At 43.6% G+C, this 25,072-nt stretch carries 23 protein-coding genes; 20 read left to right on the plus strand and 3 right to left on the minus strand.

All coding sequences use genetic code 11. From position 1 onward, the window contains the following. Window positions 1-87: 87 nt before the first annotated feature. From bmrA to BGM23_RS04355, 10 genes are all read left to right on the plus strand, one after another. On the plus strand, window positions 88-1,857 hold the full coding sequence (gene bmrA, locus BGM23_RS04310) for a multidrug resistance ABC transporter ATP-binding protein/permease BmrA (RefSeq protein WP_046663982.1): 1,770 nt from the start codon (window positions 88-90) through the stop codon (window positions 1,855-1,857). Window positions 1,858-1,982: 125 nt separating this feature from the next. Continuing rightward, on the plus strand, window positions 1,983-3,437 hold the full coding sequence (locus BGM23_RS04315) for a tetratricopeptide repeat protein (RefSeq protein WP_015251148.1): 1,455 nt from the start codon (window positions 1,983-1,985) through the stop codon (window positions 3,435-3,437). Window positions 3,438-3,817: 380 nt separating this feature from the next. Next, window positions 3,818-5,227 carry a peptidoglycan DL-endopeptidase CwlO gene (cwlO, locus tag BGM23_RS04320; protein ID WP_021480679.1) on the plus strand — a complete coding sequence of 470 codons (1,410 nt, stop codon included), beginning with the start codon at window positions 3,818-3,820 and terminating at the stop codon, window positions 5,225-5,227. Window positions 5,228-5,431: 204 nt separating this feature from the next. Then, complete coding sequence (gene trxB, locus BGM23_RS04325) at window positions 5,432-6,382, plus strand: thioredoxin-disulfide reductase (protein ID WP_003228139.1); 951 nt, start codon at window positions 5,432-5,434, stop codon at window positions 6,380-6,382. Window positions 6,383-6,699: 317 nt separating this feature from the next. Continuing rightward, window positions 6,700-7,176, plus strand: coding sequence for an 8-oxo-dGTP diphosphatase (locus BGM23_RS04330; protein ID WP_010886622.1), 477 nt, complete (start codon window positions 6,700-6,702; stop codon window positions 7,174-7,176). Between the two features lie 24 nt (window positions 7,177-7,200). Then, window positions 7,201-8,088, plus strand: a complete 888-nt coding sequence (gene rapZ / locus BGM23_RS04335; protein ID WP_003243903.1) for an RNase adapter RapZ — start codon at window positions 7,201-7,203, stop codon at window positions 8,086-8,088. Between the two features lies 1 nt (window position 8,089). Beyond that, window positions 8,090-9,043 (plus strand): gluconeogenesis morphogenetic factor, encoded by a 954-nt coding sequence (gene mgfK, locus BGM23_RS04340; protein WP_003244450.1) that lies wholly within the window; start codon window positions 8,090-8,092, stop codon window positions 9,041-9,043. Window positions 9,044-9,065: 22 nt separating this feature from the next. Then, entirely contained in the window at window positions 9,066-10,016 is a 951-nt protein-coding gene (gene whiA, locus BGM23_RS04345) for a DNA-binding protein WhiA (RefSeq protein ID WP_003243775.1), read from the plus strand. Between the two features lie 23 nt (window positions 10,017-10,039). Continuing rightward, window positions 10,040-10,297 carry an HPr family phosphocarrier protein gene (locus BGM23_RS04350; protein ID WP_003219835.1) on the plus strand — a complete coding sequence of 86 codons (258 nt, stop codon included), beginning with the start codon at window positions 10,040-10,042 and terminating at the stop codon, window positions 10,295-10,297. Then, entirely contained in the window at window positions 10,298-11,062 is a 765-nt protein-coding gene (locus BGM23_RS04355; protein ID WP_072692779.1) for an arylamine N-acetyltransferase family protein, read from the plus strand. A 35-nt stretch (window positions 11,063-11,097) separates the two neighbouring features. Here the strand turns inward: BGM23_RS04355 and BGM23_RS04360 are convergent, their stop codons facing one another. Next, window positions 11,098-11,307, minus strand: a complete 210-nt coding sequence (locus BGM23_RS04360) for a lipoprotein (RefSeq protein ID WP_003243327.1) — start codon at window positions 11,305-11,307, stop codon at window positions 11,098-11,100. 146 nt (window positions 11,308-11,453) lie between these two features. Here BGM23_RS04360 and psdR point away from each other — a divergent pair, with 146 nt between their 5' ends. The 4 genes from psdR (at window position 11,454) to psdB (ending at window position 16,008) form a co-directional block, all read left to right on the plus strand. Continuing rightward, window positions 11,454-12,167 carry a two-component system response regulator PsdR gene (gene psdR / locus BGM23_RS04365; RefSeq protein ID WP_003244535.1) on the plus strand — a complete coding sequence of 238 codons (714 nt, stop codon included), beginning with the start codon at window positions 11,454-11,456 and terminating at the stop codon, window positions 12,165-12,167. Further along, the gene (gene psdS / locus BGM23_RS04370) at window positions 12,161-13,231 is read left to right on the plus strand and encodes a two-component sensor histidine kinase PsdS (RefSeq protein ID WP_029725973.1); all 1,071 of its coding nucleotides are present in this window, start codon (window positions 12,161-12,163) and stop codon (window positions 13,229-13,231) included. The genes psdR and psdS overlap by 7 nt, the downstream gene beginning before the upstream one ends. Window positions 13,232-13,313: 82 nt before the next feature. Then, window positions 13,314-14,093: a lantibiotic ABC transporter ATP-binding protein PsdA gene (gene psdA, locus BGM23_RS04375; RefSeq protein ID WP_003228167.1), complete on the plus strand. Its 780-nt coding sequence runs from the start codon at window positions 13,314-13,316 to the stop codon at window positions 14,091-14,093. Further along, entirely contained in the window at window positions 14,068-16,008 is a 1,941-nt protein-coding gene (gene psdB / locus BGM23_RS04380) for a lantibiotic ABC transporter permease PsdB (protein WP_029725972.1), read from the plus strand. Before psdA ends, psdB begins: the two co-directional genes overlap by 26 nt. A 37-nt stretch (window positions 16,009-16,045) precedes the next feature. Here psdB and BGM23_RS04385 read toward each other — a convergent pair whose 3' ends face one another. After that, a complete protein-coding gene (locus BGM23_RS04385; RefSeq protein WP_015251153.1) occupies window positions 16,046-17,023 on the minus strand; it encodes a 2-hydroxyacid dehydrogenase in 978 nt (325 codons plus the stop codon). Between the two features lie 382 nt (window positions 17,024-17,405). Between BGM23_RS04385 and BGM23_RS04390 the strand changes: the two genes are divergently transcribed. Then, a complete protein-coding gene (locus BGM23_RS04390) occupies window positions 17,406-17,999 on the plus strand; it encodes a beta-class carbonic anhydrase (RefSeq protein ID WP_010886620.1) in 594 nt (197 codons plus the stop codon). A gap of 18 nt (window positions 18,000-18,017) precedes the next feature. Next, entirely contained in the window at window positions 18,018-19,610 is a 1,593-nt protein-coding gene (locus tag BGM23_RS04395) for a SulP family inorganic anion transporter (RefSeq protein ID WP_003228175.1), read from the plus strand. A gap of 26 nt (window positions 19,611-19,636) precedes the next feature. Here BGM23_RS04395 and BGM23_RS04400 read toward each other — a convergent pair whose 3' ends face one another. Beyond that, window positions 19,637-19,957 (minus strand): MazG nucleotide pyrophosphohydrolase domain-containing protein, encoded by a 321-nt coding sequence (locus BGM23_RS04400; RefSeq protein WP_003242570.1) that lies wholly within the window; start codon window positions 19,955-19,957, stop codon window positions 19,637-19,639. A gap of 116 nt (window positions 19,958-20,073) precedes the next feature. On the opposite strand from BGM23_RS04400, the gene BGM23_RS04405 reads away from it, so the two are divergent. From BGM23_RS04405 to mdxE, 4 genes are all read left to right on the plus strand, one after another. Beyond that, window positions 20,074-20,649: an LOG family protein gene (locus BGM23_RS04405; RefSeq protein WP_003228180.1), complete on the plus strand. Its 576-nt coding sequence runs from the start codon at window positions 20,074-20,076 to the stop codon at window positions 20,647-20,649. Window positions 20,650-20,854: 205 nt separating this feature from the next. Further along, window positions 20,855-21,805 (plus strand): LacI family DNA-binding transcriptional regulator, encoded by a 951-nt coding sequence (locus tag BGM23_RS04410; RefSeq protein ID WP_029318349.1) that lies wholly within the window; start codon window positions 20,855-20,857, stop codon window positions 21,803-21,805. Between the two features lie 112 nt (window positions 21,806-21,917). Beyond that, a complete protein-coding gene (gene mdxD, locus BGM23_RS04415; RefSeq protein ID WP_032678700.1) occupies window positions 21,918-23,687 on the plus strand; it encodes a maltogenic alpha-amylase in 1,770 nt (589 codons plus the stop codon). A gap of 95 nt (window positions 23,688-23,782) precedes the next feature. After that, window positions 23,783-25,036 carry a maltodextrin ABC transporter substrate-binding protein MdxE gene (mdxE, locus tag BGM23_RS04420; RefSeq protein WP_015714763.1) on the plus strand — a complete coding sequence of 418 codons (1,254 nt, stop codon included), beginning with the start codon at window positions 23,783-23,785 and terminating at the stop codon, window positions 25,034-25,036. Window positions 25,037-25,072: the final 36 nt, after the last annotated feature.

Consider the following 25,072-nt stretch of genomic DNA (forward strand, 5'->3'; position numbering starts at 1 on the left):
CGCCATTGATATGATTGAGAAAGAGTAAAAATCATCCTTTTGCTATGACTTTTCACCTTTCTGAACGCTGAAACAGGAGGAAAATATATGCCAAACAAGAAACAAAAATCTAAAAGTAAATTGAAACCCTTTTTTGCCTTAGTAAGACGGACCAATCCTTCTTATGGAAAGCTCGCCTTTGCGCTTGCCCTCAGTGTAGTAACCACGCTGGTCAGCCTGCTCATTCCATTATTAACGAAGCAGCTTGTCGATGGTTTTTCTATGTCAAATCTGTCAGGCACGCAAATCGGTTTGATCGCGCTGGTGTTTTTCGTTCAGGCGGGTTTAAGCGCTTATGCCACCTATGCGCTTAACTATAATGGACAAAAAATCATTTCCGGGCTGCGGGATTTATTATGGAAGAAATTAATTAAGCTGCCTGTCTCTTATTTCGATACAAATGCTTCCGGAGAAACAGTCAGCCGTGTAACGAACGATACGATGGTTGTCAAAGAATTGATTACAACCCATATCAGCGGATTTATTACAGGCATCATTTCTGTCATTGGATCATTGACAATCTTGTTTATTATGAACTGGAAGCTGACACTGCTAGTGTTAGTGGTCGTTCCGCTGGCCGCTCTCATCTTAATGCCGATTGGCCGCAAGATGTTTTCTATCTCACGAGAAACGCAAGATGAAACAGCCCGTTTTACAGGCCTGCTGAATCAAATTCTTCCGGAAATCAGACTTGTCAAAGCTTCAAATGCGGAGGATGTCGAATATGGGCGCGGGAAGATGGGGATTTCCTCATTATTTAAGCTTGGCGTTCGTGAAGCCAAGGTTCAATCACTTGTCGGCCCGCTTATCTCACTCGTGCTAATGGCAGCGCTTGTCGCAGTGATCGGATATGGCGGCATGCAGGTCTCATCAGGCGAGCTCACAGCCGGAGCGCTCGTGGCTTTTATTTTATATTTGTTTCAAATTATTATGCCGATGGGCCAGATTACAACGTTTTTCACACAGCTGCAAAAATCAATCGGTGCAACAGAACGAATGATTGAGATTTTGGCAGAGGAAGAGGAAGATACAGTGACAGGAAAACAAATTGAAAATGCGCATCTCCCTATCCAGCTTGATCGCGTGTCTTTTGGATATAAGCCTGATCAGCTGATCTTAAAAGAGGTCAGCGCTGTCATTGAAGCAGGTAAAGTCACAGCGATTGTCGGTCCGAGCGGCGGGGGGAAAACGACGCTGTTTAAGCTGCTTGAACGTTTTTATTCTCCGACTGCAGGGTCCATTCGGCTGGGGGACGAGCCGATTGATACTTATTCGCTTGAATCGTGGCGGGAGCACATCGGGTATGTATCACAGGAAAGCCCGTTAATGTCCGGGACAATCAGAGAAAATATTTGCTACGGGTTAGAACGTGATGTGACGGATGCTGAGATCGAAAAAGCCGCGGAGATGGCATATGCGCTCAATTTTATAAAGGAGCTGCCGAATCAGTTTGATACAGAAGTAGGCGAACGCGGCATTATGCTGTCAGGCGGACAAAGGCAGAGAATCGCAATTGCGAGAGCGCTTCTCCGTAACCCAAGCATTCTTATGCTCGATGAAGCGACCTCAAGTCTCGACAGCCAATCTGAAAAATCAGTTCAGCAGGCGCTTGAGGTGCTGATGGAGGGCCGCACAACGATTGTGATCGCTCACCGCCTATCTACCGTTGTAGATGCGGACCAGCTTTTGTTTGTTGAAAAAGGGGAAATTACCGGTCGTGGAACACACCATGAGTTAATGGCTTCCCATGGTCTTTATAGGGATTTTGCTGAACAGCAGCTGAAAATGAATGCGGACTTAGAAAACAAAGCCGGGTAAATTTTGGTCGAATCAGCCAATAAAAAAGAGGAGGGATTTTCCTAATCCTTCCTTTTGAACTATTGAGGGGCTTACGATTTATGGTATACTACTGACGGTAATATTGTATAAAACGGAGGGTAGTTGTGGGAAAACACACTTCTGAACATAAAAATCACGCACAAATTGTCCAGCTGCTTCAAGATGGACAATATTTTTTTCATAAAGGCTTGAAAGCCTATAAAGAGCGCAATCTAAAACGGGCAAGCAAACTGATTCAGCGCGCGGTTCATTTGGAGCCGGAGGATTCAGAGATGCTTTCACAGCTTGCGGTCATTTATTCGGAAATGGGCCAGTATCAAGAGTCGAACGATCTTCTTGACTATATCATGGCAAATCTGGAGGCCGAAATGCCGGAGTGCCATTACTTTAAAGCGAATAACTTTGCCCATCTGGGGCTCTTCCAGGAAGCTTATAAAGAAGCGGCCGCTTATTCTGATGCGGACCCGGATGGTGAATTCGCCGAAGAAAACGATAGTCTGCTTGATTTGCTCGATTTAGGAGACGACGGCATTGAAGATTCGTTGTATGATCAGGATGAACTGCTGGTGAAACAGGATCGGGCAAAGTCATTGCTGGAAAGCGGCCAGCTTGCTGAAGCGGTTGCGGCGCTTGAGGAAATCACAGCTGAATATCCGGAGCTTTGGTCAGCATACAACAATCTCGCGCTTGCCTATTTCTATTCAGGAAACGTTGTAAAAGCGAAGCAAACCGCTTATGAAGTGCTTTCTCATAATGAAGGAAATCTTCACGCCTTATGCAATCTTCTCGTTTTCTACTATTATGAAAGAGAAGACGAAAAAGTGGCGGAATTGAGTGATCAGCTCTCCAATGTCTATCCGATGCTATTGGAGCAGCGTTATAAATTGGGTGCTACTTTGGCGCTTGTCGGCCGCTACGAGATCGGATATAAATGGCTCAAATCATTATATAAAACCGGCTTTGAAGGTGACGACACCTTCTTTTACTGGCTTTCCTGCTCTGCTTATTTTACGGGACATACCGACTTTGCCGAGACGATCTGGAGAAAAGTCGAGTCGCAATATCCCGGCGAAGACCGCCCGGCGCCTTGGATTGAGCGGAGGGAAGCTCTTCCTTCATCTGTGGAGCAGCGTCTCGCAGCCTATTATATCAGCAGCACAAAGGGAGAAACGGAGCATCTTGAAGCGGTGATACGCTCAAAGAGAATTACCGCTCCTTTTGAAAATCATTTTGTAAAGCTGCTTCTGAATGGAGATTCTGCTGCTGCTGACGTTTCAGAGGATGCACTTTTCGCTTATCAAACGGTCAAATTATTAGAGCAAGCTGAAAAAGAAGAGATGAAAACAGAAGTCATGAGCTGCTGGGTTTTCCATGTCATCCAGCAAATTCGTGCAGCTGCTCCGTTGAAGAATGAGAAAGGCTGGGCAGCAGCCATCTGTTATATTTGGAAAGAAGCCCATGGCAAGCAAGACACGAAAAAAGACACAGCGGCCCGATTCGGCATCTCTCCGGCAACTTTGACGAAATATATGAAATATATTGATGATATTCTAGAATAGTAAATTTTAAAGAGTCGATTTATTTAATCGACTCTTTTTTTGTTTGATAGATTATATTGAGAAAATAATATCGACAGTTTTTTTACACGCTTAAGAAAAATGACAAATGATGTGTGACTTGACATCTGTTTGAAACATAAATGTAATAAAATTTATCGCTAATTTGTCGAAACTTGATGGTATAATGATTCTCGTACATAAGGAATTAGTGTTTTTTACATATGATGTGAAATAAACGCTATACAACCAGAATAAGAGATGCACAGAATAATTAACCATAAACAACCATCATTCCTCGTAGAGTATGAGGAACGAAACTTGATGTTCAAAATACGATTCCAAATGAGGACAGGTTCACAGTAAAAGGGAGGATATAAAAAGTGAGAAAGAGTTTAATTACACTTGGTTTGGCTTCCGTCATCGGGACAAGCAGTTTTTTGATCCCATTTACAAGTAAAACTGCATCGGCGGAAACATTAGATGAAAAGAAACAAAAAATCGAAAGCAAGCAATCTGAGGTTGCTTCCAGCATTGAAGCGAAGGAAAAAGAATTAACTGAGCTTCAGGAAAATCAATCAAAGATTGAAAAAGAACTGAAAGACATTAACGCTAAGGCGCTTGATACAAGCAACAAGATCGAAGATAAAAAAGAAGAAAATGATAAAACAAAAGAAGAAATCAAAAAACTGAAAAAAGAGATTAAAGAAACTGAAGCACGCATCGAAAAACGCAATGAAATCCTGAAAAAACGCGTTCGTTCTTTACAGGAAAGCGGCGGATCTCAAGGATACATAGATGTTCTTTTAGGATCAACAAGCTTTGGTGACTTTATCTCTCGTGCGACTGCGGTTTCATCTATTGTGGACGCAGACAAAGATTTAATCAAACAGCAAGAGCAGGATAAAGCGAAGCTCGAAGATTCTGAAGCGGATTTGAATGACAAGCTGAAAGAAGTTCAAGCTGCATTGGCTAAATTAGAAACAATGCAAAAAGACCTTGATAAACAGCTTAATGAAAAAGACAAGCTTTTCGACGAAGCAAAAGCAAGCCAAAAGAAAACGGCTAAAGCGATTTCTGAATTAAAATCAGAGGCATCTGAACTTGCAAATCAAAAAGCAAATACTGAAGCTGAACAAGCACGCATCAAAAAAGAACAAGAAGCAGCGGCTGCTTTGATCAAAAAGCAGGAAGAAGCACAAAAAGCATCTGATGAAACACAAACAGATGACAGTCAAACGGCGACAACTGAATCAGCAAAAGCAAGCTCATCTGATGATTCTTCAGACAATTCTTCTAACGGTTCATCAAACAGTTCGTCAAACGGCTCATCTTCTAAGAAGAGCAGCGGCTCAAACAGCAATTCAGGCGGCACTGTTATCAGCAACTCTGGCGGAATTGAAGGCGCGATCAGCGTTGGTTCAAGCATTGTAGGACAATCTCCGTACAAGTTTGGCGGCGGACGCAGCCAATCTGATATCAACAACCGTATTTTTGACTGCTCATCATTCGTACGCTGGGCATACGCTTCTGCAGGTGTTAACCTTGGACCTGTAGGCGGGACAACTACTGATACGTTAGTTGGCAGAGGACAAGCTGTCAGCGCGTCTGAAATGAAACGCGGAGACCTTGTGTTCTTTGACACTTACAAAACAAATGGACACGTAGGAATCTACTTAGGAAACGGTACTTTCCTAAACGACAATACATCTCATGGCGTATCTGTTGACTCTATGAGCAATCCTTACTGGAAAGCAGCATTTAAAGGCGTTGTAAGACGTGTTGTTCAATAATAAATATGACAAGGGCCTTCTAAAACAGAAGGCTCTTTCTTTATTAACATATACCCTTTTCGAATACATTTAATCGTGTTGAGCAAAAAAATAGCGTATCACCATGAGATTTTATAGGATATGGGTAAGGAATACGTTTGATGGGGATTCTTATCTTATAAGAAAGAGCCCAAACTTGAAAAGATGGTTTAAGGAGTGAATAGTGTGTCAGAAGAAAAAATTTATGACGTGATTATAATCGGCGCGGGCCCTGCTGGGATGACGGCCGCTGTATACACATCAAGAGCGAATTTATCGACATTAATGATTGAAAGAGGAATTCCTGGCGGACAAATGGCCAATACGGAAGATGTAGAAAACTATCCTGGATTCGAAAGTATCCTTGGGCCTGAGCTTTCTAACAAAATGTTTGAACACGCGAAAAAATTCGGCGCTGAATACGCTTATGGCGATATTAAAGAAGTCGTTGACGGCAAAGAGTACAAAGTAGTCAAAGCTGGTTCAAAAGAATATAAAGCCCGTGCTGTCATCATTGCTGCAGGTGCGGAGTATAAAAAAATCGGCGTGCCTGGCGAAAAAGAATTGGGCGGACGCGGTGTATCTTATTGTGCAGTATGTGACGGCGCTTTCTTTAAAGGCAAAGAACTAGTCGTTGTTGGCGGCGGAGATTCCGCGGTTGAAGAAGGCGTATATCTGACTCGTTTCGCTTCAAAAGTAACGATTGTTCACAGACGTGATAAACTCCGTGCTCAAAGTATTCTTCAAGCGAGAGCATTTGATAATGAAAAAGTTGACTTCCTATGGAACAAAACCGTGAAGGAAATTCATGAGGAAAACGGCAAAGTCGGTAACGTAACGCTTGTCGATACGGTAACCGGTGAAGAAAGTGAATTCAAAACAGACGGCGTATTCATTTACATCGGCATGCTTCCTCTGTCTAAACCGTTTGAAAACCTGGGCATTACGAATGAAGAAGGCTATATCGAAACAAACGACCGCATGGAAACTAAGGTTGAAGGGATTTTCGCTGCCGGAGACATCCGCGAAAAATCACTGCGCCAAATCGTAACGGCTACAGGAGACGGAAGCATTGCGGCACAAAGCGTACAGCATTATGTCGAAGAGCTCCAAGAAACGCTGAAAACCTTAAAATAAAAAGGGCTGTCATACGAGTTTCACATTACGTTACTGGGTTTTAATTCCGCTGTAACACATGTGTAATGCTTTTCGGTTATGATTAATAAAGTAATTGACCCCCTTTTTATAATGAATACACTTTTTTGGCACGGATTCTCCAGTTATCCGTGTCCTTTTTTTGTCCATAAATAAAAGAGAATTCCAGTTACAGCAAAATCATCTGAATTAAGGAATGAATATGCTGTAAAATAGAAGAAAAGATTGTCAATGTCTCTTCATTGTGGGAGGCATCTTGAAGCGGTATAATAAAGAGACGATGACAGGACGAAGGTTAGGTGACGTACTTGCAAAGAGTGACAAATTGTGTGCTTCAGACGGATGACAAAGTTCTTCTGCTTCAAAAGCCGAGACGCGGCTGGTGGGTCGCGCCGGGCGGCAAGATGGAGAGCGGAGAATCAGTCAGAGACTCCGTCATCAGAGAGTACAGAGAAGAGACTGGTATCTATATCATAAATCCTCAATTAAAAGGCGTTTTTACCTTTATTATTAAAGACGGTGACCACATTGTCTCCGAGTGGATGATGTTTACGTTTGTCGCTGATTCTTATACAGGACAAAATGTGTCTGAATCAGAGGAGGGCAAACTGCAGTGGCACGATGTCAATGACATTCAGAACCTGCCTATGGCCCCTGGAGACGGCCATATCCTTGATTTTATGATGAAGGGACAAGGGCTGCTGCACGGCACATTTACGTATACACCGGAATTTGAGCTACTCAGTTATCGTTTAGACCCGCAGCACATCAAATAGAAAGACAAGTCAGGGGGGAGAAAGATGAGTGTTAGTGAATCACATGATATTCAGCTTGTCATTATAACTGGAATGTCGGGAGCGGGGAAAACTGTCGCGATCCAAAGCTTTGAAGATCTGGGCTATTTCTGCGTCGATAATCTTCCGCCTTCATTGCTTCCGAAGTTTTTAGAGCTGATGAAGGAATCAAATTCGAAAATGAGCAAAGTTGCGCTCGTGATGGATCTGCGCGGCCGCGAATTTTTTGACCGGCTGATTGAAGCGCTGGATGAAATGGCCGAAAATCCGTGGATCACACCGCGAATTTTATTCCTGGACGCGAAGGATTCCATTCTCGTCACGAGATATAAAGAAACGAGACGCTCGCATCCGCTGGCAGCGACTGGCCTGCCGCTTGAAGGCATTGCGCTGGAACGAGAGCTGCTTGAGGAATTAAAAGGCCGCTCTCAAATCATTTACGATACGTCTGACATGAAGCCGCGTGATTTGCGTGAAAAAATCGTGAAGCACTTTGCGACAAACCAAGGAGAGACATTTACCGTAAATGTCATGTCATTTGGTTTTAAATACGGTATTCCAATTGATGCAGATCTCGTCTTTGATGTCAGATTTTTGCCGAATCCGTACTATATCGAAAGCATGCGGCCGCTGACTGGCAAGGATAAAGAAGTTTCCTCTTACGTCATGAAGTGGAATGAAACACAAAAGTTCAATGAGAAATTAATTGATCTGCTGAGCTTTATGCTTCCATCTTATAAAAGAGAAGGAAAAAGCCAGGTTGTCATTGCGATCGGCTGCACAGGGGGCCAGCACCGCTCTGTGACATTAGCCGAGAATTTAGCTGATTATTTCAAAAAGGATTACTATACTCATGTTACTCACCGGGACATTGAAAAGAGAAGCCGGAAATAAGATGGGACAAAAGCCGAAAATTGCAATCTTTGGCGGCGGTACAGGTCTTTCTGTATTGCTTCGGGGCCTAAAGCATAAACCTGTTGACATCACGGCCATTGTAACAGTTGCCGATGATGGCGGAAGCTCTGGCCGTCTGCGGAATGAACTGAAAATTCCGCCTCCCGGAGACATCAGAAATGTGCTTGCCGCTTTATCCGATGTGGAGCCGCTTGTTGAAGATCTTTTTCAGCACCGCTTCAATAAAGGGAATGACTTAACAGGCCATTCTCTCGGGAATTTGATTTTGGCAGCGATGACAAATATAACCGGTGATTTTTTTCACGCTGTCACAGAAATGAGCAAGGTGCTGAATGTCAGAGGAAAGGTTTTGCCGGCTGCCAATGCCAGTGTCGTTTTGCATGCTGAGATGGAAGATGGCCGCGTGGTCTCAGGCGAGTCAACGATCCCAGAATACGGACAGCGCATTAAGCGTGTTTTTCTCACGCCTGAACAGATTGATCCGCTGCCGGAAACAATAGACGTAATCAGGGAAGCGGATTTGATTATTATCGGCCCGGGAAGCCTCTATACCAGCATTCTTCCCAATTTGCTCGTCCCAAAAATCGGGGAAGAAGTGATAAAGGCGCCGGCGAAAAAAGTATACATTTGCAACGTGATGACTCAGCCCGGCGAAACGCTCCATTACACCGCTGCTGATCATGTGAAAGCGCTCAATCAGCATATGGGCTGCGGTTTTATTGATACGATATTAGTGAACAGTGAAGACATTCCCGACGAAATAAAACGTAAGTACGAAATGGAATCGGCGCGTCCTGTTGATTTTGATATCGAAGAGCTGAAAGCGATGGGGCTTGAAGTCATCAGAGATCAAATTGTAACGTATAAAAATGACGTAATACGTCACGATACACATAAAGTGGCCTCTCTTCTTGTTGATTTACTGAAAGAATGAAGCCTTGAAATGAGGTGGCTATATGTCATTTGCATCAGAAACAAAAAAAGAATTAACGAATCTGGAAGTGAAGGACTGCTGCATTAATGCCGAGCTGTCTGCACTCATTCGGATGAATGGAGCTTTATCATTTACAAACCGCCATCTCGTACTCGATGTTCAAACCGAAAACGCGGCGATTGCCCGCCGCATCTATACATTGCTGAAAAAACAATATGATGTGTCGGTCGAGCTGCTGGTCAGAAAGAAAATGCGGCTGAAAAAGAATAACGTCTATATTGTGCGTTTTTCAGAAAATGCAAAAGCGATCTTAGAGGATTTAAAAATACTCGGGGAGAATTTTGTGTTTGAACGAAGTATTTCGAAAGAGCTGGTCAAAAAGAGATGCTGCAAGCGTTCTTATATGAGAGGAGCATTTTTGGCAGGAGGTTCGGTCAATAACCCGGAAACCTCCTCGTATCATTTAGAAATCTTCTCTCTTTATAAGGAGCATAACGATTCATTATGTGACCTGTTAAATGAGTTTCAGTTAAACAGCAAAACGCTTGAACGGAAAAAAGGCTACATTACCTATTTAAAAGAGGCTGAAAAGATTACAGAGTTTCTAAACGTAATCGGTGCTCACAATTCGCTTCTGCGATTTGAGGATGTCAGAATCGTTCGGGACATGAGAAATTCGGTCAACCGCCTCGTCAATTGTGAAACAGCCAACTTAAACAAAACGATCGGCGCATCGCTGAGACAGGTGGAAAATATTAAATACATCGATGAAAGAATCGGCCTGGAGGCGCTGCCTGAAAAACTTCGGGAAATTGCGCAGCTTCGGATTGATTATCAGGAAGTGACGCTGAAAGAGCTGGGGGAAATGGTAGCAAGCGGGAAAATCAGCAAATCAGGGATCAATCACAGGCTGAGAAAACTTGACGAAATCGCAGAACAGCTGCGGACAGGGCAAACCGTCACTTTAAAATAACCGTAAAGAAAAGGGGAGATCTTATGGTTCAACAGAAAGTGGAAGTTCGATTAAAGACAGGACTGCAAGCACGTCCTGCTGCTTTGTTTGTACAAGAAGCAAACCGGTTTACGTCAGATGTGTTTCTTGAGAAGGATGGGAAAAAAGTAAACGCCAAAAGCATCATGGGGCTGATGAGCCTTGCGGTAAGCACAGGCACTGAGGTTACCTTGATTGCCCAGGGAGAAGATGAACAAGAGGCGCTGGAGAAGCTGGCTGCTTACGTTCAAGAAGAAGTTTAGGTGATAAAAATGAGTGACTTTCTAAAAGACTGCTTTCAGAAAATTGGCTGGGAGAAAGATCATGTCAGCTTCGGCGATCTTCCCCTTTTTCTCAAAGCAATGGCATACCGTTTTCCATTCGAAAACCGTGCCGTACTTGCAAAAGAGAATTATAAGATCACAAAAGAAGAGCTATGGCGACGTCTGCTCAAAGATCAGCACGGCGGCCTATGCTACGATCTAAATGGTTTCCTTTATTTTGTCTTGCGTGAGGCCGGGTTTCACGTGAAGCTCATTCGAGGAACGGTTTATGCAGGCAATCAAGAGGGATGGGCACTAGAAGGGACGCATGCTGCTGTATGGCTGTCTGCGGAAAACGGCGATTACCTCGTTGATATCGGTTTCGGCATCAACCTGGCGCTCCAGCCGATACCGCTTTCCGGAGAAACGGTACAGTCACCAGTCGGGTCATTCCGAATCAAAAGAGAAGAGACAGAAAAGGGCAGCCATGTTCTGCTGATGGACAAGGGAGAAGGCTGGCAAATCGGGTACGCCTTTACTCTTGAAGAGAGTGATCTCGGTGATTTAGATAACATGAAGGACATCATTCACTCTCATGAAAAATCTCCTTTTAACAAATCCCTGCTTGCCTCAAAGCTGACGCCGAGCGGAAGGATGGTCATGTCAGAGCGCCATTTTACGATTCATGAAAACGGCGGTGACATTCAAAAAAGCGACATCGGCCCTTCAGGATTTGAAGAGAAATTAAATACTCATTTTTTGTAACGTGAAAAGCTTGCAGGTTATCTGCAAGCTTTTTCTTATGAACAAGTGTAGATCGCTGTATCAAATGCATCTTCTGGGATATACAGTTTTCCCTTTTCGTATTTATAAGGAATTTCATTCTCTTTAAAACACTCTTTGGTATAGTCAGTTAGTGTATCCCCAATTTCTATGTATTTCCCGGTATAGTTGGGCTGACATGCTGAAAGAATTGACGTCATTGCCAGAAACAGCATGATTTTCTTCATCACGACACCTGCCTATTATGAAAATTTTACCTTTATCATTCTATCATAACAAAAAGAAAAAGACCGATTTACTATTCCGCACATGCTATAATAATTTTGGAATCTTCTAGAAAAATCATCGTGATGTACATATAAGGGGGATCAACGTGTATCGGATTTTGCTTGTGGAAGATGATGAGCGGATTGCTTCTTTGCTGGGCGGTCATCTTCAAAAATACGGATATGAAGTGAAAATTGCTGAACAGCTGAATGATATAAAATTGGAATTTGCAGAAATGAAGCCTGATCTTGTGCTGCTTGATATCAACCTGCCTTTTTTTGACGGGTTTTATTGGTGCAGGCAAATCCGTACCATTTCCAATGCGCCGATTATCTTTATATCGGCACGGACCGATGAGCTGAATCAGGTAATGGCGATTGAAAATGGCGGCGATGATTATATCACAAAACCGTTCCATTTAGAGGTAGTGATGGCCAAAATCAAAAGCGTCCTGCGCCGCACATATGGTGAATACTCGCCCTCTTTGCCGCAGGAATCTAGAATAGTGGAGCTTGGCGGGCTGACGATTTATCCTGATCAAAATGAGGCCGAATGGAACAGCGTCCGTATTCTGTTTTCCCAAAAAGAATTTCAGCTTCTCTCTATTTTTGTGAGGGAGCATAAAAAAATTGTCTCTCGTGATGAACTATTGGAGGCGTTATGGGATGACGTTGATTTTGTCGATGACAATACGTTAACGGTCAATGTCAACCGGCTGCGGAGAAAACTGGAGAATGCAGGACTGACAGATTGCATTTCCACAATCAGAGGACAAGGCTATCAATTTCAAGTCAATCGGAAGGATGAAGCGGAGTGTTAAAGACTTATCTCATCGACCGCTTAGCCATTATTCTATTTTCATTATTAGGGATAGGGTCCGCCATGCTGATTGCGTATTTAAGCATTGTAGAGAGCGGCGCAGAACCTTCCAAAGAAAATATGATGTACATATGGATTTTGCCCGGTACTCTTTTAGCCGCAGGTTTTGCTGTTGATTATGTTCGGCAAATTTCCTTTCTCACATATGTTAAAAAGCTTGCAGAACAAGCCTCTTCTTCGAATGACATCGGACAGTCTTTGAAAGCCAGAAAGCCAAGAACAGGAGAGCAAGTGCTTTGGACGAAGATGATCAACGCACTCGGGCAGCAATACGAAAGCAGGCTCTCACAATATATCAATCAGCAAAAACAGCATTACACCTTCACCAACCAATGGGTCCACCATATGAAAACACCGGTATCCGTCATATCCTTAATGATTCAGGAAGGAAAAAACGGAACCTCATCCTCTTTTCCGACGTTCTTAGAGGAGCTGGAGGATGAGAATGAGAGATTTCGTTACGGTCTTGATATGATGCTGCAAACGGCTCGGCTGGAGGAATTTGCATTTGATGTAAAGCCGCAAACCTTTGATTTGGCAGAAATGGTTCGTTCACTGATCAATCAGGAAAAACGTCAGTTTATTAAACGGCGCCTTTTTCCAACATTACATGTGCCGCCAAATGCCGTTCAGATTTCCAGTGATCAAAAGTGGCTTTCCTTTGTTGTCGAGCAAATCCTTTTCAACGCCTTAAAATATTCAAAGCAAGGTGTGGGAGACCCTATTACAATCCGGATTGAAACACAGGGACATGAGACGCGATTGTCGGTTGCCGACGAAGGAATCGGCATACCGCCACAGGATCTGCCGCGGATTTTTGACGCGTTTTTTACCGGAGAAAACGGACGAACCATGAAAGAGGCAACTGGAATGGGCCTTTATTTAGCAAAACAGGTGTGCAGCCGTCTCGGCCATAAGCTGTATGCGGAATCAAAAGAAGGGGCTGGCACTGTGATGACCATCGTGTTTTCAAGTGACACCCTCGTGAATGTGACAGCATTGTAAGGTTGGGGAGCGGAATTGCAAGAAAGTTCGATGGGAGGATGCTGACTTCCTTTTTATAATAAAGAAAAAGGAGGAGCAGAACATGAACGTGTTGCAAACAACGAACCTATCGAAAACGTACTATTCAAATAAAGGAACAATATCATACCAAGCGCTCAGCGCCTTTGATCTCAGTGTGTCAAAAGGGGAATTTGTCGGGATTATGGGGCCGTCGGGAAGCGGAAAAACCACGCTTTTGAATTTGCTGGCTACCATTGATAAGCCGACCCAGGGCGAGATGATGATCAACGGCATTCAGCCGAAAACGTTAAAGGACCAAGAGCTGGCTTTGTTTCGCAGAAGAGAACTCGGCTTCGTCTTTCAGGATTTTAATCTGCTTGATACGCTGACGATTCGTGAAAATATTCTCTTGCCGCTCGCATTGGATAAGGTAAAGCTGAGAGAAATGGAAGCCCGATTGGATGAACTGGCGGATACGCTGCAAATCAAGCACATTCTCGATCATCGCACATATGAGGTTTCGGGCGGACAGCAGCAGCGGGCAGCCTGTGCCAGAGCGATTATTCACAATCCGGCGCTCATCCTTGCCGATGAACCGACAGGAAACCTCGACTCAAAATCGGCAAAGCAAGTGATGAACACACTGGCTCAGCTGAATGAGGAAAAGGAAGCGACGATTCTGTTGGTTACGCATGATGCCACAGCAGCAAGTTTCTGTAAACGAATTGTTTTTATTAAAGACGGACGTTTCTTTTCAGAGATTCACAGAGGAACAAACAGGCAGGTGTTTTATCAAAGTATATTGGATACCTTGAGTGTGTTGGGAGGCGATTTTCATGAATTTGAGAACTATCGCCCGTAAAAACATTCTTGGGAATCTGCAACGGTATGTGGCCTACTTTTTAAGCTGTGTGTTTGCCGTTTCGGTGTTTTTTGTCTTCACATCATTTATTTTTCATCCTGATGTCAATGAAGACAATATATATGGCGGAAGCCTTGTCAAAACATGCTTGAGCGCAGCTCTTGTCGTCATCATTGTGTTTTGTATATTTTTCATCACATATTCCAATTCAGCGTTTTTGCAGGCAAGAAAGAAAGAGTTTGGGCTGCTGACACTGTTTGGCACATCAAAGCAGCAGCTTCGCAAGATGATTTATTATGAGCAGTCACTTATTTCTCTTGCGGCGATTGCGGCCGGCATTGGAGCAGGCCTGTTATTTTCAAAACTGTTTTTTATGATTATGACATGGATGCTCAGCGTGAAGGTGCCGATTTCGTTTGCCATTGTGCCGAAAGCGTTTGTGATGACAATTGCCGGCTTTCTCATCCTGTTTCAGACGCTGCTCATTTTATCACTGGGACGGATTCGGAAGCTGGAAATCATTGAACTGATTAAATCGGCCAAAAAGCCGAAAAGTTTGCCGGTTTATTCGAAATGGCTCACTGTATTGTCTTTGCTATGTCTTGGCAGCGGTTATTATCTATCTGCAACAGCCAATGCCATTGACATGATGTTTCGGGTATTTCCAATTTTGATTTTAGTGTTAGTTGGCACGTATTTCTTTTTTACACAAAGCAGTGTGGCGTTTTTCCGCATGCTGTACCGAAAGAAACACAGCTTCTACAAAGGCACGAATATCATTGTGCGTTCCAACATGATATTCAGGCTGAAGGATCATGCACGCATGCTGTTTTTAACCTCTGTCATTACAGCGGTCATACTAACAGCTACAGGTGTCATCTATATGTTTTATTCCGATTTACAAAGGCAGGAGGAGCAAAGCATTCCTCAGTCTGTTTCCTGGGTGGAAAAGGATGCTTCCCGCTTTCAGGTCATGAAGCCTGAGACAGCTGAGAATACATTGAAAAAAGCTCATGCTGTTATCAAGTATAAGGTGGATGCCACAGGGATTCCTGTCACTTTTCAGTCAGACTTGCCGTATGGAAATAAGAAGATGGAAGCTGAAGCTTTGCTGATTTCAGAAAAAGTCTATAATCAAGTCGCAAAGGAAAAAGGGTTCCCAGTTATTCATTTACAAGAAAATGAAGCATTTATTAATGTTTCTTTTCAAATGATGGTGAAAGACACATTTGGAGAAGGGGAAACAGCAGCATTTCATATGAAGTCAGGAAAAACCCTTTCCTATGTCATGAAAAAGCAGCAAAACAAAGGGATATTGATGTCTGTCGATGGAGTCAGCCGTTTATTGGTTGTCAGCGAAAAGAGCTTTGACAGTCTGTCACAGGATGTGCCGCTGAAGGAACAGATGAGAATGGTAGGTTATGAGCTTGAGCATTGGCAGGAGACGGTGGATGTCTCTGAAAAGCTTGAAAACATGGTGCCGAAAGAACATACATCTGATTTTCAAACACGTGCTCCTAGTTATCAAATTGTGAAGCAGGGAGTTGCATTAATGCTGTTTATTGGTCTGTTTGTCAGCGTGCTGTTTTTTATCGTGCAAGGAAGCATGCTGTATTTGCGGATGTTTACGGAAATAGAAGATACGAGAGTGCAGGTGTTAGCGTTAAAGAGGATAGGGGTTACGGACAAAGAGATTCACTCGATCCTTGGAAAGCAAATAGGATTTTTATTCTTCATCCCATTTATCGCAGGTACGATTCACGCGGGCTTTGCGTATGCAGCGTTAAGTAATATGCTGAATTCCAATTTATTTCTTGAGGCCGTAATTGTCATCTTCATTTATTTTGTATTCCAGGCTCTTTATTATATCGTCACCCGTCATATTTATAAGCGTGCTGTTCTTCAGCGTATGTAATATGAAATCCGGTCTGTTATCAGACCGGATTTTTGATTTATTGAAATTCTCTTGTAAGATTTTTCGGTGTTTGCCCTTGGATCGCTGCGAGCATATTTTCGGCGGCCTGTTTGCACATGTTGAAGCGCACTTTAGCTGTTGCTGAACCGATATGAGGAAGCAGCGTGACATTATCCAGCTGCAGGAGCGGATTATCTTGGGTGACAGGCTCTTTTTCGTATACATCTAAGCCGGCTCCCCTGATCCAGCCTTCCTGAAGAGCGCGAATCAGTGCTTTTTCATCAACTGTCTTTCCCCGGGAAATATTGACGAAAATTGCTGAATCCTTCATCAACTTAAATTCGCGTTCTCCTATCATGTGATAGGTTTCATCAGTCAGCGGCGTAATGAGAAGAATAAAATCAGATTGCTCCAGCAATGTATCAAGCTCTGCATACTTAACGCCGATGCTGTCTTCTGTTTCTTGTTTGCGATGTCGGTTATGATAAAGCACTTCCATATCAAAACCAAATTTGGCGCGTCTCGCTGCTTGTTCTCCAATTCTGCCCATGCCGATAATGCCTAACGTTTGATGATGAACATCAATTCCGAAAAGCGCTTCCTCTTCCACGGTTCCCCATTTTCCTGCTCTGACAAAACGGTCCAGTTCGGCAACACGTCTGGCGGAAGACAGAATCAGTGAAAAAGCCAGATCTGCAACTGTGTCATCCAGTGTATAAGGTGTATGAGTCCCGACGACTCCTCTTTCTTTCATTGCTTCTATATCGAAGTTATCGTAGCCTACTGATTGGTTGCTGACCACTTTGAGCTTAGGCGCGTGTTCCAGCAACTCACGATTGATTGACGGCCCGGACGTCCCTGATGTTAAAAGTCCCTCCGCTTCTTTTAATTTTTCAAATAGCACGTCACTCGGAAGCGTATCCTCCTGCCATACTTCATAACGGCAATGTTCACCGATGAATGCTTCAATCTCTTCAGGAATCGGTTTTGTGATAAATACAAATGGTTTCAACAAGGCTCCCCCTTTATGGCTGTTGTCTATTTCATTATATCGAAAATAAATAGGTGTTAAAAATATAGCTGCGTTTTTTTAGTTTCTGGTTCTTTTGAACTTAAAATGAAGATCGAACAGCTATATCTGCTTAAAAAAGTTTTTTAATTATCAGAATTCACCCATATTTTTTGTCAGACAAATCATCAATATGCGAGCTGCAGCCGGATTATAGGATTCATTAAATATAAATTTTATTATCTTTGAAAGATATAAATGTTTATGTTTTGATTCTACAGTCCAATTATAGTGTCTTTTTTTGAAAGCCTTTTCTTGGCTTATTCCTATGCTATAATTCCTTACTGTAAGCTGGGTAAGAAGGCTTGCAAAATCATATGGATGGGAGATGAATCAAATGGTTTCTTTAACATCAATTTTGGAACACAATCAGCGGTTTGTCAGTGAGAAGAAGTATGAACCGTACAAAACGACAAAGTTTCCTTCGAAAAAGCTCGTCATTGTCACCTGTATGGATACAAGGCTTACAGAACTTCTTCCGCAAGCAATGGGGCTTAAAAACGGTGATGCTAAAATTGTAAAAAACGCGGGAGCCATCGTTTCTCACCCATTTGGAAGCGTGATGCGAAGCATACTGGTCGCGATTTATGAATTGCAGGCTGAAGAGGTATGCATTGTCGGCCATCATGAATGCGGAATGTCAGGGCTGAATGCGTCCTCGATTCTTGAGAAAGCAAAGGAACGCGGGGTGGAGGATAGCTGCCTGAATTTGCTGACGAGTGCCGGACTCGATTTGAAAACGTGGCTGACTGGTTTTCACAGCGTGGAAGAAAGCGTTTCCCACAGTGTGAACATGATTAAGAACCATCCGCTGCTTCCGAAAAAAGTGCCGGTTCACGGGCTTGTCATTCACCCTGAAACAGGAAAACTTGATGTGGTCATTAACGGTTATGAAACTGAGCTAATAAACAATCACTCATAAGGGAGGTTATAACAAAATATGCGATTCTCAGGGAGATTCAAGGGATACAATTTACAGAAATTTCAGAAAGACTTAATTGCAGGTATCGTAGTAGGTGTCGTGGCAATTCCTTTAGGAATGGCGTTTGCCATTGCCTCGGGAGTCGAGCCCGAATACGGGCTGTACACTGTTGTTATAGCGGGGATTTGTATCTCTTTGTTCGGGGGATCTAAATATCAAATTGGCGGTCCGACAGGCGCCTTTGTCCCGATACTGTTCGGCATTATCATGCAGTACGGATTAGAGAATCTGCTGATCGCAGGGTTTATGGCAGGGGTAATGCTGGTGCTGTTTGGGCTGTTTAAGCTCGGAAAAATAATGAAATTCGTGCCTAAACCCGTTATCGTCGGTTTTACAGCCGGAATTGCCGTGCTGATCTTTACGGAACAAATCGCTAATTTTCTCGGATTGAGAAATGTTGAAAAACATGAGAACTTTCACCACAACATGTTTGAAATTGTACAGCAGCTCGGCACCTTTAACGTATATGCCATTTTGACAGCTGTGATCGGGCTCGTCATTTTGCTTGTATCCGCCAAGGTGATGCCTAAAGTGCCGGGCGCTTTGTTGGCGCTTCTTATTTCCACAGTGGTCGCGGTTGTCTTTTTCCCTGACCGCATGGCAACGATTGGGTCAACTTATGGAGAAATCCCCCGCCATTTGCCTGAATTTCAGTTTCCTGAGCTTACTTTGGATAAAATGGTTATGCTGTTTCCGGCTGCGCTTGTCATCGCGCTTCTTGGAGGACTTGAGTCGATTTTGTCCGCAATGGTCGCTGATAACATGAAGGGCTCAAAGCATGACAGCAATAAGGAGCTTGTCGGCCAGGGAATTGCGAATATGGCAGCGCCCCTGTTTGGCGGAATCCCGGCTACAGGAGCGATTGCGAGAACGGCGACCAATATAAAAAACGGAGCGGTTTCCCCAGTTTCCGGCGTCGTTCACGGCGTAGTCGTTCTCCTTGTCCTGCTTGTATTTGCGCCTTATGCGTCCCATGTGCCGCTCGCCAGTATGGCACCGATTCTCATGGTGGTCGCATGGAATATGAGTGAGCGCAAGGAAGTCGCAAACATGCTGAGACTGAAAAACGCTGATTCCTTTATTTTGGCGGCGACCTTCGCCCTTACGGTTCTGTTTGACTTAATCATCGGTGTGGCAACCGGATTGCTGCTTGCATTTGTGTTCTTTATCAGAAGAATGAGCGAAGCGACCCGCATCCACAATCAGGAATCGCATCCTGTTCTGGCGAAGAGAGAAGATCCATCTGTCAGCATGTATGCCATAGAAGGACCGTTGTTTTTCGGATCAATTGATTCCCTTGAATCGTCATTGCTGGAGCATGTACAGAAAAAACCGAAAACCCTCATTCTGCTCATGAATAAGGTGCACTATATGGATACGTCAGCTGAAGCGGTGCTTGGGAACATTATGAATCGGATTAAACGCCACAATGGAAAGCTGATGATTGTAGGATTGCAATCGCAGCCAAAGGAGCTGCTGCATAAAACAGGCCTTTTTCACAAAATAGGAAAGCAGCATTTCTTTGATCACCATGATGAAATCACAGGTTAAAAAAAGCGGCCATCGCGGCCGCTTTTTTATGCATGCTCAAATCGTTTTGTCAGTTTTTCTTGGTGGGCCTTCATGACGTCTTCTAAAGAGACACCATACATATCAGCAAGAATGGCGATATTTCCGATGACATCTCCCATTTCTTCAATCAATTCTTGTTTTTGCTCAGCGCGTGACGATTCTTTCTCATCCGGCCGGTCTCTGCCGATTTCATACGCCCTGACAGCCCGGGCCAATTCTCCGGCTTCCTCCATTAAAAAGCCGACGCGAATAAAAGGTCCGTATTCTGTCCAGCCTCTTTTTTCGTAAAACTCTTTCATCCATTTTTCTGCATCAGCCAGCTGCAACCTCATCACTCCTGCATTCTTTATGTATTTCATATTGATATTATCACATGAAGATGGGACAATATATAGTGTGTTTTTGAATGTTTAACACGATATATAGATGCGGAGATGACAAGATGAAAACCATTTGTGTATTTGCGGGATCAAACCCTGGGGGAAATGAAGCGTATAAAAGAAAAGCGGCAGAGCTTGGCGTGTATATGGCTGAGCAGGGAATCGGCCTTGTCTATGGGGGCTCCCGCGTCGGCTTGATGGGCACGATTGCCGACGCGATTATGGAAAACGGCGGAACTGCAATCGGGGTCATGCCGAGCGGTTTGTTCAGCGGGGAGGTTGTCCATCAGAATCTGACTGAGCTGATTGAAGTAAACGGGATGCATGAACGAAAGGCTAAAATGAGCGAGCTGGCGGACGGCTTTATCTCGATGCCGGGCGGCTTTGGTACATATGAAGAATTATTTGAAGTGCTGTGCTGGGCACAGATCGGCATCCACCAAAAGCCAATCGGACTGTACAATGTAAACGGATATTTTGAACCAATGATGAAAATGGTGAAATACAGCATTCAAGAAGGGTTTTCTAACGAATCGCACCTAAAACTGATTCACAGCTCGTCACGGCCGGATGAGTTAATTGAGCAAATGCAAAATTATTCTTATCCGATTTTAGAAAAAAAGTGGACAGAAATTTAAAAAAGAGACTTTCTCATGGAAGTGGAGAGAATGAGTCTGCCACCTAGCGTATGAATCCATGAAAAATCGAGAGTTTTTAACAAAGTGAGGTTTCCTTAAGGGAAATCTCTTTTTTATTTCTCTTTTGCCTGCATCGTATATTTAACAGTAATAGAGGACTTTATCACTAGTTTGGATAATAAGCACAGATAAGGAGGGGATGAAAATGGCAACATTGTCAGATGTGGCAAAAAAAGCAAATGTTTCGAAAATGACGGTATCACGAGTGATCAATCACCCTGAGACGGTGACAGATGAATTGAAAAAGCTTGTTCATTCTGCGATGAAAGAGCTGAATTACATCCCTAATTATGCGGCGAGAGCGCTCGTGCAAAACAGAACACAGGTTGTGAAACTATTGATACTTGAGGAAATGGATACGACAGAACCATATTACATGAACCTGCTGACAGGAATCAGCAGGGAGCTGGATCGCAATCACTATGCTCTCCAGCTTGTGACAAGAAATTCTCTTAATATTGGCCAATGTGACGGCATTATTGCCACCGGCTTGAGAAAGAACGATTTTGAAGGTGTAATAAAAGCGTTTGAGAAGCCGCTCGTCGTATTTGGACAAAATGAAATGGGCTATGACTTTATCGATGTGAATAACGAGAAAGGCACTTTTATGGCAACCCGCCATGTTATGGGGCTGGGGGAGCGGGAAGTTGTCTTTTTTGGCATTGATTTAGATGAGCCTTTCGAACGTGCAAGAGAACAGGGGTATATACGGGCGATGAATAAAAGCTTTAAAAAATCGAATATGTTTCGGATCGACAACAGTTCTAAGAAAAGTGAGGGCCTTGCAAGAGAACTGCTGAAATCCATGGACAATCAAGCCGCATTTGTCTGCGCATCTGATCGAATCGCGCTCGGCGTCATTCGTGCGGCGCAATCCCTTGGAAAGAGAATTCCGGAAGACGTTGCGGTTACCGGGAATGACGGTGTGTTTCTTGATCGCATCTCCTCGCCGCGCTTGACTACGGTCAGACAGCCTGTTGTTGAAATGGGGGAAGCCTGTGCGAAAATGTTGCTGAAAAAAATGAATGAAGACGGTGCTGCACAAGGAAGTCTATTTTTTGAACCAGAGTTAATTGTACGAGAATCAACGCTGTAAGCGCCTTATTCTGTTATCGGTAACAGGGTGAAAAGGATTGTTCCCACAATTTCATCATGATACTTTCAAACTATGAGCCGGCTTCAATAAAACGGAAATCAAAGGGGGAAACATGATGGAATATGCAGCGATTCACCACCAGCCATTCAGCACAGATGCTTATTCTTATGATGGGCGGGCTGTGCATATCAAGATTCGGACAAAAAAAGGTGATGCAGATCACATTCGATTCATTTGGGGTGATCCCTATGAGTACAACGACGGCAAGTGGTCGGCAAACGAGCAGCCGATGAGGAAAATTGCTGCTACAGAAATGCATGACTATTGGTTTGCTGAAGTGGTGCCGCCATTTAGGCGTTTACAATATGCGTTTGTTGTAACAGACGATCATGAAGACATCTTTTTCGGAAGTTCGGGTGTATGCCCTTATAACGAAAAAACACTGGAAACGATTCATTATTACTTTAAATTTCCGTTTGTTCACGAGGCTGATACATTTCAAGCGCCTGAATGGGTCAAGTCAACGGTTTGGTATCAAATTTTTCCGGAGCGTTTTGCAAATGGAAGAGAAGACTTGTCACCGAAGAATGCATTGCCGTGGGGGAGCAAGGACCCGGGCGTCAATGATTTTTTTGGAGGGGATTTACAAGGAATTGTTGACAAGCTTGATTATTTAGAGGATTTAGGGGTGAACGGCATTTATCTGACACCGATCTTTTCCGCGCCTTCTAATCATAAATACGACACGCTGGATTACTTTTCTATTGATCCGCATTTCGGGGATCCTGAGCTTTTTCGTACATTGGTCAGCCAGCTGCATCAGCGGGGGATGAGAATTATGCTTGATGCGGTTTTTAACCATATAGGAAGCGCGTCTCCGCAATGGCAGGATGTCGTCAAAAACGGAGATCAATCCCGCTATAAAGACTGGTTCCATATTCACTCTTTTCCCGTCACAGACGACAATTATGACAGGTTTGCTTTTACAGCTGATATGCCGAAGCTAAACACGGCTAATCCCGAGGTGCAGAAATATTTGCTTGATATTGCTTTGTACTGGATTCGCGAATTTGACATTGACGGCTGGCGTTTGGATGTCGCAAATGAAGTGGATCACGCTTTTTGGAAGACATTTAGGCAGGCTGTATCTACTGAAAAGCCTGATGTTTATATTTTAGGTGAGATCTGGCATTCTGCCGAACCCTGGCTTAGAGGGGATGAATTTCATGCGGCGATGAATTACCCTTTTACAGAGCCTATGATTGAATACTTTGCTGACCAGACGATCTCAGCTTCACGTATGGCTCACCGTGTCAATGCACATTTGATGAATGGAATGAAGCAGGCCAATGAGGTGATGTTTAATTTACTGGATAGCCATGATACAAAGCGCCTTTTGACCAGATGCCGCAATGATGAGAAGAAAGCACGCGCGTTGCTGGCCTTTATGTTTGCCCAGACAGGCTCACCATGCATTTATTACGGAACGGAAATCGGGCTGAACGGCGAAAATGATCCATTATGCCGAAAATGTATGGTTTGGGAAAAAGAGAAGCAAAACCAAGACATGCTGCAATTTATGAAACGGTTAATTGCTTTACGCAAGCAGGAAAACACTTTATTGACTGAAGGACATCTTGAGTGGAATCTGCTGGATGACCAAAACGATTTTATTAGCTTTTCACGGACTCTTGATGAAAAAATACTGATTTATTTCTTTAATCAAGGGAATGCGGTTCAACATGTCAGTTTACTGGATTTGAATATTGAAAGGAATAAGAGGATCTGTGATGCATGGACAGAGCAGCCGCTTCAGCATCACGATGTCATTGCCGTTCAGCCGGGAGAATTTTTGATTTTGAGTGCTGCCGCCCCTGTATAACATTCTGTTATCGGTAACAAATCGAAAGTTGTTGTAACCGCTTTCTCTAGGACAATACAATTGTTATAGTTTCGTAAATAGAAGGGGGAAAAGAGATGGTTCTTTTTAAAAAGGGGTTCGCCATATTGGCGGCATCATTTCTGGCAATCGGCCTTGCCGCCTGCTCAAGTTCAAAAAATCCAGCAAGCGCTGATGGCAAAAAGGTGCTGACTGTGTCTGTCGAAGAAACGTATAAAGAATACATTGAAAGCATAAAAACAAAGTTCGAAAAAGAGAATGATGTCACAGTAAAAATTGTTGAAAAGCAAATGTTCGAACAGTTGGAGGCGCTTCCTCTTGATGGCCCGGCGGGTAATGCGCCTGATGTTATGCTTGCTGCATATGACCGGATCGGCGGTTTGGGACAGCAAGGACATTTGCTTGACATTAAGCCATCTCATACAAAAAGCTTTGGTGATAAAGAAATGCAGCAGGTGACAGTTGACGGCAAAGTGTACGGAATGCCGCTAGTCATTGAGACACTTATTTTGTATTACAACAAAGATCTTTTAAAAACAGCGCCAAAAACATTTAAAGACCTTGAAAAGTTAACGGAAGATCCTCGATTCGCGTTTGCTTCGGAAAAAGGAAAATCAACCGGATTTTTAGCAAAATGGACTGACTTTTATATGTCGTACGGCTTATTGGCTGGATACGGCGGATATGTGTTTGGAAAAAACGGCACAGATTCCGGGGACATCGGCCTGAACAATAAAGGAGCTGTAGAAGCGGTGAAATATGCGGAGAAATGGTTTGAAACATATTGGCCGAAAGGAATGCAAGACAATTCAAGCGCAGAAGACTTTATTCAGCAGATGTTTTTAGAAGGCAAAGCGGCCGCGATCATTGGCGGTCCTTGGTCAGCTGCCAACTATAAAGAGGCTAAATTGAACTACGGAGCGGCTCCCATTCCGACATTGCCAAATGGAGAAGAATACGCCCCTTTTGCTGGCGGGAAGGGCTGGGTTGCCTCGAAATATACAAAAGAGCCCGAGCTGGCTGAAAAATGGCTTGAGTATGCTGCAAATGATGCCAATGCTTACGCTTTTTATGAGGATACAAACGAAGTTCCGGCCAACACGGCTGCAAGGAAGAAAGCCGATGAGCAAAAGAATGAACTGACGTCAGCTGTAATTAAACAATATGAAACAGCAACGCCGACTCCAAATATTCCGGAAATGGCTGAAGTATGGACAGGAGCGGAAAGTTTAATTTTTGATGCAGCTTCAGGAAAAAAATCGACACAAACATCAGCGAATGATGCTGTAAACGTCATAAAGGAAAATATTAAAGAAAAGTATGTGAAATAAAACGGCGGGATAGCGTCCGGAAGAATAGAGGGCGGA

Origin of the sequence: Bacillus sp. FJAT-14266 (genome assembly GCF_001719225.1) — a bacterium.
GTDB classification, from domain to species: Bacteria; Bacillota; Bacilli; order Bacillales; family Bacillaceae; genus Bacillus; species Bacillus subtilis.